Source organism: Streptomyces sp. NPDC018019, from assembly GCF_044327805.1.
Classification (GTDB): Bacteria; Actinomycetota; Actinomycetes; order Streptomycetales; family Streptomycetaceae; genus Streptomyces.
Map to the genome: position 1 here is coordinate 21,371 of NZ_JBIRGD010000007.1, position 12,461 is coordinate 33,831.

General features: G+C 75.0%; 12 protein-coding genes. 5 read left to right on the forward strand and 7 right to left on the reverse strand.

The window, feature by feature from the left end:
- The first annotated feature begins 201 nt into the window (after positions 1-201).
- From ACH4FX_RS13915 to ACH4FX_RS13925, 3 genes are read left to right on the forward strand one after another with little or no spacing between them, the layout of a single operon-like run.
- A complete protein-coding gene (locus ACH4FX_RS13915) occupies positions 202-423 on the forward strand; it encodes a hypothetical protein (RefSeq protein ID WP_398478459.1) in 222 nt (73 codons plus the stop codon).
- Positions 420-2,903 carry a heavy metal translocating P-type ATPase gene (locus ACH4FX_RS13920; protein ID WP_398478460.1) on the forward strand — a complete coding sequence of 828 codons (2,484 nt, stop codon included), beginning with the start codon at positions 420-422 and terminating at the stop codon, positions 2,901-2,903. The genes ACH4FX_RS13915 and ACH4FX_RS13920 overlap by 4 nt, the downstream gene beginning before the upstream one ends.
- A 23-nt stretch (positions 2,904-2,926) precedes the next feature.
- Complete coding sequence (locus ACH4FX_RS13925) at positions 2,927-3,445, forward strand: copper chaperone PCu(A)C (protein ID WP_398478462.1); 519 nt, start codon at positions 2,927-2,929, stop codon at positions 3,443-3,445.
- An 82-nt stretch (positions 3,446-3,527) separates the two neighbouring features.
- On the opposite strand, the gene ACH4FX_RS13930 is transcribed toward ACH4FX_RS13925, so the two are convergent.
- On the reverse strand, positions 3,528-4,136 hold the full coding sequence (locus ACH4FX_RS13930) for a sigma-70 family RNA polymerase sigma factor (protein WP_398478464.1): 609 nt from the start codon (positions 4,134-4,136) through the stop codon (positions 3,528-3,530).
- 67 nt (positions 4,137-4,203) lie between these two features.
- Here ACH4FX_RS13930 and ACH4FX_RS13935 point away from each other — a divergent pair, with 67 nt between their 5' ends.
- The gene (locus ACH4FX_RS13935; RefSeq protein ID WP_398478466.1) at positions 4,204-4,467 is read left to right on the forward strand and encodes a zf-HC2 domain-containing protein; all 264 of its coding nucleotides are present in this window, start codon (positions 4,204-4,206) and stop codon (positions 4,465-4,467) included.
- 242 nt (positions 4,468-4,709) lie between these two features.
- Here the strand turns inward: ACH4FX_RS13935 and ACH4FX_RS13940 are convergent, their stop codons facing one another.
- The 4 genes from ACH4FX_RS13940 to ACH4FX_RS13955 all read right to left on the reverse strand — a co-directional run bounded on the left by ACH4FX_RS13940 (position 4,710) and on the right by ACH4FX_RS13955 (position 8,572).
- On the reverse strand, positions 4,710-5,570 hold the full coding sequence (locus ACH4FX_RS13940; protein WP_398478468.1) for a PE-PGRS family protein: 861 nt from the start codon (positions 5,568-5,570) through the stop codon (positions 4,710-4,712).
- Positions 5,571-5,617: 47 nt separating this feature from the next.
- Complete coding sequence (locus ACH4FX_RS13945) at positions 5,618-6,511, reverse strand: alpha/beta fold hydrolase (RefSeq protein ID WP_398478470.1); 894 nt, start codon at positions 6,509-6,511, stop codon at positions 5,618-5,620.
- Entirely contained in the window at positions 6,508-7,056 is a 549-nt protein-coding gene (locus ACH4FX_RS13950) for a MarR family winged helix-turn-helix transcriptional regulator (protein WP_398478472.1), read from the reverse strand. The genes ACH4FX_RS13945 and ACH4FX_RS13950 overlap by 4 nt, the downstream gene beginning before the upstream one ends.
- Positions 7,057-7,258: 202 nt before the next feature.
- Positions 7,259-8,572 carry a glycosyltransferase 87 family protein gene (locus ACH4FX_RS13955; protein WP_398478474.1) on the reverse strand — a complete coding sequence of 438 codons (1,314 nt, stop codon included), beginning with the start codon at positions 8,570-8,572 and terminating at the stop codon, positions 7,259-7,261.
- Positions 8,573-8,698: 126 nt separating this feature from the next.
- Between ACH4FX_RS13955 and ACH4FX_RS13960 the strand changes: the two genes are divergently transcribed.
- Positions 8,699-10,240 (forward strand): hypothetical protein, encoded by a 1,542-nt coding sequence (locus tag ACH4FX_RS13960; protein ID WP_398478475.1) that lies wholly within the window; start codon positions 8,699-8,701, stop codon positions 10,238-10,240.
- A 99-nt stretch (positions 10,241-10,339) separates the two neighbouring features.
- On the opposite strand, the gene ACH4FX_RS13965 is transcribed toward ACH4FX_RS13960, so the two are convergent.
- Both ACH4FX_RS13965 and ACH4FX_RS13970 read right to left on the reverse strand, forming a co-directional pair.
- Positions 10,340-10,999: a nucleoside/nucleotide kinase family protein gene (locus tag ACH4FX_RS13965; RefSeq protein WP_398478477.1), complete on the reverse strand. Its 660-nt coding sequence runs from the start codon at positions 10,997-10,999 to the stop codon at positions 10,340-10,342.
- Positions 11,000-11,131: 132 nt separating this feature from the next.
- The gene (locus ACH4FX_RS13970) at positions 11,132-12,379 is read right to left on the reverse strand and encodes a methyltransferase (RefSeq protein ID WP_398478479.1); all 1,248 of its coding nucleotides are present in this window, start codon (positions 12,377-12,379) and stop codon (positions 11,132-11,134) included.
- Between the last annotated feature and the right edge of the window lie 82 nt (positions 12,380-12,461).

Here is a 12,461-nt window from a genome sequence, read left to right on the forward strand (position 1 = left end):
GGGGAGGACAAACCTCACGTGCGACGGGAGGCGGTTCAGGAGGGGGCCGGGGCCGTTCGCCGTGCCACGATGGCTGCGCCGGGCAGCGCGTGGGCGCCGCTGCCGGTCCGCGCTGCGCGCGCCGCCCGCCGTATCCCCGTTCTCTCCCCGCCTCCCCTCCCTTTCTCCCTCCCTTCTTTCCGTCTGTGTATCGGAGCGGCCATGCCTTTCGTCCGGCGTCTGTCATCCGTGCTGCCCGCGAAACCGGTGATCGGTTTTGCGGTGCTGCTCGTCGTCCTGTTCGTGTGCGCGTACGCGGCCGGGTCGGCCGCCGGGCCGGTGGCGCCGGGTATCCGGCCGGGCGGTCAGGCCCCCGGGGCTCCGCAACAGCCCGCGGAGGACGGCGGGATGGGCGGTATGAGCGGCATGGGCGGGATGGGATGAGCGAGCGCGTCACCGTGCTGACGGTGGGCGGCATGACCTGCGCCGCGTGCGTGGGCCGGGTGGAGAAGAAGCTCGGCAGGCTGGACGGGGTGACCGCCACGGTGAACCTCGCCACCGGCAAGGCCCGCGTCCGGCACCCGGCCACGCTGCCCGTGACAGAACTGGTGGCGACGGTGGAAGCGGCGGGATTCACGGCCCGGCCACCGGAGCCGACGGCTCCGGGACCGACGGCTTCGGAACCGACGGCTCCGGGACCGACGGCTTCGGAACCGACGGCTCCGGCATCGGCGGAGACGTCGGCGCAGGGGCCCGCGGCGCCCGAAGAAGGGGAGCCGTCCCGTGCCGACCGCGACCGCCTCCTGGTCACCGCGCTGCTGTCCGTCCCCGTACTCGTCCTGTCCATGGTCCCCGCCTGGCAGTTCCGCAACTGGCAGTGGCTCTGCTTCGCGCTGACCGCGCCGGTCGCGGTGTGGGGCGCGCTGCCCTTCCACCGCCGCGCGCTGCGCGGTCTGCGGCACGGCGCCGCGACCATGGACACGCTGGTATCCCTCGGCGTGGCCGCCTCGTTCGCCTGGTCCACGTACGCGCTCTTCCTCAGTGGCGGCACCGCGCACAGCTATCTGGAGGCGGCCGTCGGCGTACCGCTGTTCGTCCTGGCGGGGCGGCGGCTGGAGGCCGGGGCGCGCCGCGGTACGGGGTCGGCCCTGCGGGCGCTGGCCGAACTGGTCGGCAAGGACGTGTCCGTACGCGTACCGGCCGACGACGGTGCGGACGGTGCGGATGGCGCCGGCAACGCCCGCAACGGCCCGGACGGCGGTTCCGGCAGCGGCCCCGACGGCGCGTCCCCCACCGGGGCACACGCCATCGCAGAACGCGCCACCGTGGAACGCCGTATCCCGGTGGCCCGGCTCCAGGTCGGCGACCGGTTCCTGGTCCGTCCCGGGGAGCGGGTGGCCACCGACGGCACGGTGGTGGAGGGCAGTTCCGCCCTCGACCTGTCCCTGGTCACCGGGGAGAGCCGCCCGGTGGAGGTGGGGCCGGGCGCGGTGGTCGTCGGTGGTGCGGTGAACGCGGGCGGGCTCCTGGAAGTACGCGCCGCCGCGGTCGGCGCGGACACCCGGCTGGCCCGGATCACCCGCCTCGTGGAGGAGGCGCAGACCGGCAAGACCCAGGTGCAGCGTCTGGCCGACGCGGTGGCCGCGGTCTTCGTGCCGGCCGTGCTGGCGGTGTCCGTGGCCGTGCTCGGCTTCTGGCTGGGCGCAGGCGCCGACCCGCAGGCCGCGGTGACCGCGGCGGTGGCCGTCCTGGTCGTCGCCTGCCCCTGCGCGCTCGGGCTGGCCACGCCCACGGCCCTGCTGGCCGCGACCGGCCGGGGCGCGCAGCTGGGCGTCCTCGTCAGCGGGCCGCGGGCCCTGGAGCGGCTGCGGCGCATCGACACCCTCGTACTGGACAAGACGGGGACGCTGACCACCGGGCGGATGAGCGTGGTTGCCGTCACGGGGCGTACGGACTCCGGTTCCGCCGAAGCCGGCACCGCCCACCTCCCCGCCCCCGGCCCCACCACCGCCGACGAGGCCGTACTCCTGGCCGCCGCCGTCGAGCACGGCTCCGAGCATCCGCTGGCGCGCGCCATCACCGCGTACGGCGACACGCGCCGCGCGGCCCTCGGCGACCGCCGGCCGCCGCCCGTGGCCCGCCACTTCGCCGCGACCGCCGGGTACGGCGTGACCGGCGAGGTGGACGGGCGGACGGTGACCGTGGGGCGGCCCGGCGACCTGACGGAACTGCCTGCCGGGCTCGCGGACGCGGTCCGTACGGCCGAGTCCGACGGGCACACCGCCGTACTGGTGTCGGTCGACCGCACCCCGCAGGCCGTCATCGCCGTCGGCGACACGCTGCGGCCCGACTGCTACCGGGCCGTCGACCACCTGCGCCGTCTGGGCCTGCGGCCGGTGCTGGCCACCGGGGACCGGGCGGCCACGGCCCGCGCCGTCGCCGGACACCTCGGCATCACGGAGGTCCACGCCGAGGCGCTGCCCGAGGAGAAGGCCGCGCTGGTCACCACGTTGAAGGAGCACGGCGGCCGGGTCGCCGTGGTCGGTGACGGGATCAACGACGCGGCCGCGCTGGCCCGCGCCGACCTCGGCATCGCCATGGGCAGCGGTACGGACGCCGCGATCGGCGCCGCCGACGTGACCGTGCTGCGCGCCGATCTCCAGGCCGTACCGGACGCCGTCCGGCTGGCCCGGCGCACGCTGGGCACCATCCGCGCCAATCTCGTGTGGGCCTTCGGCTACAACCTGGTGACCGTGCCGCTCGCCGCCGTCGGCCGGCTGGACCCGATGATCGCCGCCGCGGCGATGTCCGTGAGTTCGCTGCTGGTGGTGGGCAACAGCCTGCGGCTGCGGGCCTGGCGGCCGGGCGGACGCAAGGCCGGGCCCCGCACCTCCTCCTTCACCACCTCCGGGGACCTCGCATGACTCGCACAGCTCCCACAACCCGCATGACCTACCTGACGCGCATAACGCGTAGGAAGCCCGCCGCCGTACGTGCCGCCCTGCTGTCCGCCGTCCCTCCCGTCCTCGCGGGCGCGCTCACGATCGGCTGCCTCACCGTCTGGACCGTCTCCGGGAACGCAGGCACTCCGGCGCGGCTGCGGGTGACCGAGGGCCGCATCCTCGTCCCCTCCAACACGGAAGCCACCGCTGCTTTCTTCACCATCGGCAACACGGGCACCACCGCCGACGAGTTGACCGGCGTCACCGGCCCGGCCGGGCACCGGGCCATGGTCGGCCGCGACGTGGAGGTCGCCGAAGGGGCGCACCGTATGGAGATGGCCGGCGCGGTCACCGTACCGGCGCGCGGGGAAGTACGGATGGCGCCCACGGACCTGGACATCATGGTGAGCCCGCCGCCGCGGCTCACGCCGGGCGACCGGGTCACCTTCACACTGCACTTCCGCGACAGCGGGCCCGTCACGGCGGAGGCCGTGGCCGTCCGGCCGGGACGGCTCACGCCGTAACACGGCCGGACGGCACGGCCCGGACGGGCCCTGGGGCCCCGGATGGTCCGGTGCCCCGGGAGCCCCGGGGCACCTGGCCGTCTCAGGCGGCGGTGCCCGCCAGCGCGCGGGCGGACGGTGGGGTGAGCGGCCCGGCCGCACCGGCCGGACCCTCCTCCGCCAGCAATGCCACCAGCGTCTCCCGGGCCCGCGCCACCCGGGAACGCACCGTCCCCACCGGGCAGTCGGCGATTGCCGCCGCCTCCGCGTACGGCAGGCCCAGCAGTTGGGTCAGCACGAACGCCTCCCGGCGGGGCGCGGGCAGTGCCGACAGCAGTTCTGCGAGGACGATGCCCTCGTCGAAACCGGGCACGCCGCGTGGCTGCGCCTTCTCCGCGGCGCTCTGCCAGTCGTCGGTCCCGGCCAGCCGGGGCCTGCTGGCCAGTGACCGCAGCCGGTCGGCGACCGTCCGGCGGGCGATGGTCAGCAGCCAGGTGCGCGCCGACGACCGCCCTTCGAACCGCGGCAGGCTGCGCAGGGCCCGCAGATACGTGTCCTGCACGAGGTCGTCCGCCGCCTGGGCGTCACCACTGAGGTGCGTGACGTAGCGCCGTACGTCCAACTGCGTTGCGCGGACGAACCGCTCCACGGCGGCCTCGTCCCCGTGCCGGGCCGCGAGGGCCCAGGCCGTCACCGCGCCGTCATCGCGCATCCCGCACCTCCCGGTCACCGGCCGCGGCACCGGCACCGGCACCGCGGACTTCGGGGAGGATGGGGCCATGCAGTGCTCGCGCGTACGAACCGCCCTCTCCGCCCGCCTGGACGGCGAACCGCTGCCGCCGGGCGTCACGGGCGGGCGGCTCGACGCCCATCTGGCGGGCTGCGCGGACTGCCGTGGCTGGTCGGCGGGGGCCGCCCGGTTGCAGCGCCTCACCAGGGCGGCACGGGACGCGGCCGGCGACGGCGGTGACGCGCCGGGGCTGGACGGGCTGCTCGGCCGGCTGCGCGGCTCTGCCGTACGCGGCGACGGCGAGCGTTCCTGAGCGGAAGCCGCCGCTCGCGGGAGTGAGGACGGGGCATGCCGCCTTCGGCGCCGCCGTCTTCCGGACAGGAGTCATCGTCCGGACAGGAGTCGTCATCAGAGGTCCTTCGGGAGAACCGGCCCCGCCGCGCACCGCATGAACGGCGGCCGGGGCCGGTGACGATTACAGGGACCAGGACCCTTCGGGATCGGGAACCCGGGCCGGGAAGCCCGGTGGGTGGAGTCCTGGGTGTGACCGTGCTGTCAGCAGACAGCCGTCTCCCGGGGCGGGCCGCGGAGCCAGATGACGTGGACGAGGAGCAGCCGCCGCAGCGGCCGGCGGGGCTCGCGGCGCACCGGGCGGGCCGGGCGGGGCGGTTCGGGCAGCACCGCGCGCAGGACGAGCACCAGCGGTACGAAGAGCCGTACGGAGACGGTCCGTACGACGCGGAACGCAGCCCGCTCGCCGCCGCACAGCCACCACGCGCTCAGCAGTGCGACGAGTACGTGCGCCGCGACCATGCCGGTCATGCTGCCGCCCATGCCGGCCATGTCGTGCATCTGGTGGGACGCGGCGGCCATGTCGTGCGCACCGTGCAAACCATGAGCACTGTGCAGCCCGTACGCATCGTGCGGCCCGCTCGCGCCATGCGCACCGTGTGCCGCGTGTGCTCCGGACGCCCCGGGGCCCCCGGACATCCCGCCCATCGCCTCGCCGTACCGCCGCCCGAGTCCCGCGTCGTGCAGCATCCGTTCGGCGTCCCGCTGCGGGATCGGGCGTCCGGCCATGCCACACACCAGTGAGGCGGCCCACCGCTGGGCCAGGGACGCCTGCGCCCCGCCCGTTCCGGTGGCGGCCGCCCCGGCCGCCACCGACTGCCCGAAGGAGAACGCGGTGTGCAGGGCGGCCTGTGCCGCCAGCGTCAGCGCGGTCACGAACAGCGGCCCGCGCTCGCGCGCGGCAAGGCACCACGCTCCGCAGGCCGTCGCCGTCACCGCGGCCAGAACCACCCACCAGGGCACCGGCGTGTCGGACATCAGGGCGTGGCCGAGGGCGGCGAGCGGCACACACACCGCCGCGAACACCCCGGCCCGCAAGCCCCTGAGAACACGCCCCGCAATCATGACCCGCTCATCGTTGCACCCCGCCCCGCGCGCCGGGCGGGCAGGGCTCAGTACGGCAGGCCGGAGAGGAACGCGTGCAGGGCGTGGTCGAAGTGTGGTGTGTTCTCCAGGTTGACCATGTGGCCCGCGCCCGGGATCCGTACCCGCTGGGCGCCGGGGACGGCGAGGGCGATGGCGTGCGCGTTGGCGGCGATGTCGGAGCAGTCGAGGTCGCCGTCCATGACCAGGGTCGGTACGCGGATCTCCGCCAGCCGCCCGTACGCGCCGACCTCGACCGGCATGCCGGCGCCCATGCCGCCCGCGTGCACGACCACGTTGGCGTCCGCCGAGGCCCGCATCCGTTCGCGGAGGGCGGGGTCCACGGCGGACGGGTCGCGGTGCGGGCCGTCCACCCACATGCGGAGGAAATGCTCGATATAGCGCTCCGCGCCGTCCTCCTCCTCGTCGCCGACGGCGGCCACCTGCTCCTTGATGTGCTCCAGGATGAACGGGTCGGTGAAGGCCCGGCCGCTGATCCCGGGGGAGGCCAGGGCCAGCGCGAAGACGCGGTCCGGGTGCGCGAGGGCCGTGTCCAGGGCGATCCGGGCGCCGTGCGAGAGGCCGACGAGGATGGCCTTGGCCACCCCGAGGTGGTCCAGGAGGGTGCGCAGGTCCTCGTGGTTGGCGTAGTCGCCGTCCACGGTGGAGGACAGGCCGTGGCCGCGCGCGTCGTAGCGGATGGTGCGCAGGCCGGAGCGCGCGAGCCAGGCGAACTGCTCGTCCCACATGCGCTGGTCGAGCATCCCGCCGTGCAGCAGCACCACCGAGGGGTCGCCCTCCGTACCGGCGCCGGCCGCCTCGTAGAACAGCTCGCCGTTCTCGACCGGGACCGTGTCGTTCTCGACCTCCGTCTCGGGCCAGGCACCGAGTTCCTGGGTTCCTTGGATTCCTTGGGTCGTCATGCTCCGTGCCGTCCTGTGTGGGGTGCTGGTGCCGGAAGGGGGGCTGGGGTGGTCCGGGAGGGGCCGGGGGCCGGCGGGTCGTCGCGGGCGAGCGACCGGAACTCCGCGCCGAGCCGGTCGAGTACGCGCAGGGCGGTGGCCACGTCGGCGGCCGGCAGTCCGGCCAGCCCGCGGCGCAGCCCGGCCTCCTCGAACCGCTGGACGGAGCGGAGGACGTCCAGGCCCTCGGCGGTGAGCCGGATCAGGGGGGAGCGCCGGTGCGCGGGGTTGGGGGCGGTCCGGACCAGGCCCAGTTCCGCCGCGTGGTTCACCCAGCGCTGCACCGGCTGCCGGTCCAGTTCCAGCGCGCGGGCCAGCTCCGGTACGGTGCGCGGGCCCTGGATACGGAGGGCGTCGAGCAGCGCGTGCTGACCGGCCGTCAGGCCCGTACCGGCCAGCTCGCGTTCCACGGCCCGTACGACCGTCCGGTGCAGGGGCCACAGACGGCGGATCACTTCGTACGCGAGGTGCTCGACCGGGTCCGCGCCGCCTTCGGTGACACTCATGGTGTCATGATGACATCGACGGTGTCGGTACGGAAGGAGCGCCACGCCCAGTCCGGTCGCGCTGCCGCGGCGGGGCGGCCGCGTCGTTCCGAAGGCCCCCGCCGTCCGGTCCCCGGGCGCCCCTTCCGCCGGCCGTCAGGCACGGAATCCGTGAAATGTACGGATGAGGACGTGCCGAAGTTCCCGTCCCGCGCGGAATGTCTCAGGTGGCCCGGCGCGCGGGTACCGTGCCGCGCCACAGGCGGCGGGCGGACAGCCAGGCGGCGGCGAGCAGCAGCAGGTTGCGTACGTACAGGTTGGCTATGGACAGCCAGGCCGCGTCGTCGCGCAGCCCGCGGTACAGCAGCGGGAAGTCCAGTGTGGTGAAGAGGCAGACCGCGAGGACCAGCAGGGCCACCGGGCGCTGGGTGGTGTCGCCGCGCAGCAGGCAGACCGCGGCCAGCCCGAGCAGCCAGACCAGGTACTGCGGGCTGATGACGCGGCTGGTGACCACGAACAGCAGCGTGGCGGTCAGTGCGGCGTCCGGCAGCACGCGGGCGCCGGTGCGCTCCGAACGGCGCCGCCACCACAGCAGCCAGCCGAAGGCCAGTACGGTCGACACCTGCATGGCGATGCTGACCGTGGGCACCCACGGGCCCACGAACTCGTGCGAACCGTCCTTCGCCGCCCACGTACCGCTCCAGCCGAGGTGCCGCGCCAGGTGGAACGGCAGGGAGCCGACCGACTCGATCTGGATGCCGCGGGACTCCTGCGCGGCGAGGAAGGAGAACGCGTTCGGCATGGCGAGGGCGAACCCGGCCGTCACCGCCGCACCGGTGACGGCGGCGGCCGTCCAGGCCGTACGGGTACGGCGGCCCCGCGACGTACCGGCGAGCAGCAGTACGGGCCAGACCTTGACCACCGCGGCGACCGCCGTCACCGCCCCGAAGGCCCGGTCGGCCCAGGCGCGCCGCGCGGAGGCGGCCACCAGGGCGAGCATCGCGAGGGCGGTCACGTGCAGGTCGAACCGGTTCCACGGCATGGTGCTGAGCACGGCCAGGCCCGCGGTCCACAGCCAGGGCGCGGCGAGGGAACGGCCGCGCCGCCGCGCCGCCCACAGCAGCAGCGCGAAGACCGCGGCGTCACACAGGGCGGCCAGCACGATGAACGCGTGGCCGTAACCGAGGCCGGGCACGAGGCCGGGCGCCAGGATCGGCAGCGCCGCACCGGGCGGGTACTGCCAGCTCACGTCGTGCAGCGGGAAGCTGCCGCTGCTCAGGACCGAATGCCAGCCGGTGTAGACCTTGCTCACGGACGGGTCGAGGCCGCCGCCGCCCACGAACGGGCTGATCTTCAGTGCGGCCGGCACCAGCCAGAGCCGGGTCAGCAGCCAGACGGCGAGCAGGGGCGCCATCCCGCGGGCGCGAGCCGCCGCACGGACCCGGGCGGGGGCGCGTTCGAGGGCCGGGGCGCCGGTGGACGCGCCGGGTGGCGCACCCGCTGTCGCCTTGGCCGATGTGCTGGCTTGGTCGAGCACGGCTCCGGAGGCTCCGTTCGTACGAGGTAGCGGTAGCACCCTGCTGACCTGCGAAATCGAGCCGAACAGGCAAGTGCTCACCAGGTGTATACATGGCATGTATACGTGCAGTGTAGAGTCCGTGGCATGCCCGTCGAAGCCGCCCCCCGTCTGCCGCTCGCCGTCCTCCCGGCGCAGCGTGGCGCCGGCACTTCCAGCACCCGGCCCGCCGGTTCCGGAACCGCACCCGCGCTCGCGCGGCTCGCCGTCCCGGTCCTCCCCGCGCTGCTGGCGCTGGCGCTCGGCCTGTGGGGCATCCGGCGGGGCGACAGCCTGTGGCGGGACGAGGCGGTGACCTGGCAGGTCGGGCGGCGTTCGGTGGCGGAGATCTGGGACATGCTCGGCCAGGTGGACGTCGTGCACGGCCTCTACTACGTGCTCATGCACGGCGTGTTCGAGGTCTTCGGCACCGGCCCGGCCGTACTGCGCATGCCGTCCGTACTGGCCATCGCCGTGGCCGCCGCCGCGACCGCCGCGGCCGGGCGCCGCCTCGCCGGTCCATGGGCCGGACTCGCCGCCGGGCTGGTGCTCGCGCTGATCCCCAACATCCAGCACTACGCCCAGGAGGGACGGGCGTACGCGCTGGTCACGGCCGGTACGGCGGTGGCCACCCGGCTCCTGCTCGGCGCGCCGGGCGGTACGCCGTCCACCGCGCGGCGCGGCTGGCCGCGATGGGCGGGCTACGCCGCCGTCATGCTGTTCACGGCCCTGCTCAACTGGTTCTCGCTGTTCGTCCTGCCCGCGCACGCCGTCACGGTCCTCGTCGCCCGCCGCCGCGGCGCACGCCGGTTGTTGTTGCCGTGGTCGGTGTCCGCCGCTGTGGTGGTGGCGGGCGCGCTGCCGCTGATCCTGGCCAGCCGGGCCCAGTCGGGGCAGGTGTCGTGGATCAAACCGGTCGCTGTTTCCACGCTGCTGGGCATCGGCGTGCTGCTGCTCGTGGCGCTGGTGTGCGCCCGGGTTCCGTACCCGGGCCGCGGGCGCGCGGCCATGTCACCGGCCTCCGTCGGGCTGCCGCTGCTCGCCGTGCCGCAGTGCTGTCTGCTGCTGGCCTCGGTCCTCGTGGAGCCGCTCTACCTCGACCGCTACGTCCTCTACACGAACATCGGCTTCGCCCTGCTCCTCGGCGTCGGCGCCGCGGCTGTCGTGCAGGCACTCCCGGGCCGCACCTGGGCACTGCTTACGGGCGTCACGGCCATGGGATTCGTGGCGCTGCTGCCGGTGGAGACCGGTCTGCGCGAGCCGACGAGCCGGGCGGACGACGTGTTGCGGGCGGCGGACCGGGTGGCGGCGAGCGCGCGCGGCGGCGACGGCGTGCTGTTCATACCGGCGGCGCGGCGGGACACGGCGCTGGTGACGCCGTCGGCCTTCACCGGCCTGCATGATCTCGCGCTGACCGAGGACCCGGTGTCCTCCGGCACCATCAAGGGCGTCGAGGGCAGCCCCGAGCACATACGCACGGCCATGCTGGCCGAACACCGCATCGTGGTCGTCACCGACACGCGCCGCGCCGCACCGCCCGCCCCCGCACGCGAGACCGAGAAACTCCGTGTCCTCGCCCGGCACTTCAAGCTCACCGGCCGGACGGACAGCGTCGGCCGCCGGGTGGAGGTGTACGAGAAGGTGCGGTGACCGGCTCTGCCGAAGGGCGGACGGCGCCGGCTGCACAGCGGTCCGCGGACGGACTTCGCCGCGCACCAGGGTCCGGACGGTCGGCCCCGGTACCAGGGCTCACCCCACGTCGTACGGCACCGGTGCGGCGTCCGGAGGGAACGTGACGATCAGGTCGGCGCGCTCCCGCGCCGCTGCCACCAGACGGGCGTTGGCCTCGTCCGAGGCGTGCACGAACCGTTCGGCGTGGGCGCGCGGCTTGCCGAAGCGCTCGTGCCGGTCGATCAGGCGGCGGACCCGATCCGTGTCGTCCAGGTCCACGTACCAGACCTCGTCGAGGCACTTCCTGGCCCGCGCCCACGCGGGGTCGTCGAGCAGCAGGTAGTTGCCCTCGGTCACGACGAGCGGCACCTCGGGCGGGACGGGGATGCTGCCGGCCACCGGCTCCTCGATGCGGCGGTCGAAGGCCGGGGCGTAGACGACGGTGTCCGGCGCGGGGGAGCGCAGGCGGGTGAGCAGGGCCGCGTAACCGGCCGCGTCGAAGGTGTCCGGGGCGCCCTTGCGGTCCGCACGGCCGAGGCGGCGCAGCTCCGCCTCGGCGAGGTGGAAGCCGTCCATGGGGACGAGCGCCGCCGCCCCGGCCAGTTCGGACACCAGATGGGCGGCCAGGGTGGACTTGCCCGCGCCGGGCGGCCCGGTGATGCCGAGCAGCCGGCGGCGGGCCGGACCGGCGGTGGCGGCCAGGCGCCGGGCACGTGCGGTGAGGTGCTGCGGTTCCATGATCGCGGTTCCTGGTCTCCTCGGGGGCGGGGCGGTTCCTGGTTTCCGTGCGCACGGGTGCGGGTGCGCGGCTCCTGGTTTCTTCGGGTGCGGGGCGGTCGCGGAGGCGGTGCGGGCGCGGTCTCCGGCCTCCTACGGCTCCTGCCGGGTGGCGCCGCCGGGGCGCGCCGCGCCCAGCCGCCACAGCGAGGTGACCTCGGCCGCGCGGGCCGCGTGCAGCGGGTCGTCGGTGGCGCGGGAGCGGCCGTGGCGCGGCCGGATGTCCAGCCGGTCCAGCACCGTCAGACCCGCCGCGTCGAAGGCGGCGGTCAGCTCGGCGCGGGGGCGCAGTCCGAGGTGCTCCGCGAGGTCGGAGAGGATCAGCCAGCCCTCGCCGCCCGGGACGAGATGCGCGGCCAGGCCGTCCAGGAAGCCGCGGAGCATCCGGCTGCCCGGGTCGTAGACCGCGTACTCGACGGGGGAGGTGGGCTTGGCGGGGACCCACGGCGGGTTGCAGACGATCAGCGACGCGCGGCCGGGCGGGAACAGGTCGGCCGCCACCACCTTCACCCGGTCCGCCACGCCCAGCCGGGTCACGTTCTCCCGCGCGCAGGCCAGCGCCCGCGGGTCCTGGTCGGTGGCCACGATCCGGGACACGCCGCGGCGGGCCAGCACCGAGGCCAGGACACCGGTGCCGGTGCCGATGTCGAACGCGGGGCCCGGGACGGACGGCAGCGGGGCCTCGGCCACCAGGTCCACGTACTCGCCGCGCACCGGCGAGAAGACGCCGTAGTACGGGTGGATGCGGTCGCCGCCGAGCGCCGGTATGCCGACGCCGTTTCTGCGCCATTCGTACGCGCCGATCACACCGAGCAGTTCGCGCAGCGAGACGAGCAGGGGAAGGGGCCGGGGCGCCTCGGCGGGCCGCCCGGTGTGCTCCTCGTCCCCGCTGCGTTCCGCGGCTCCGGTGTGGCCCTCGTGCTCCTCCGGGCCGTACGCCTGGAGGCAGGCTTCCCGTACGTCGGGTGCGCGGCGCAGGGCGAGTTCGTACCCGGGCTCCAGGGCCACCAGCAGCATGCCCAGGATGCGGGCGCGGTGGTTCTGCGCGGCCCGGTGCTGGTGGAAGGCCTGGGCGGGGTCGGCCGGCGGCCGTTTGCGCGGCCGGCGGTCGATCCGGCGGGCCAGCGCCGTCAGCAGCTGGCGGGCGTTGTGGAAGTCGCCGCGCCACAGCAGGGCGGTGCCCTCGCAGGCGAGTCTGTAGGCCTCGTCGGCCTTCGTGCGGTCGTCCGCGACGGCCACCCGGCGGGGCGCCGGCGTGCCGCTCTCGGAACGCCAGTGGGCGGAGCGGGCCGCGCCGGCCTCGGTCCACGTGACGGCCTGCGGGGCCTGAAGTGTGTTCATTGCGTCCCAGGTAAGGGGCTGAGAAGTGACGTTCGACTCTACTCCGTGCCCGGCGGGGACCTTCGTCCCCTGTCGCCGGGGC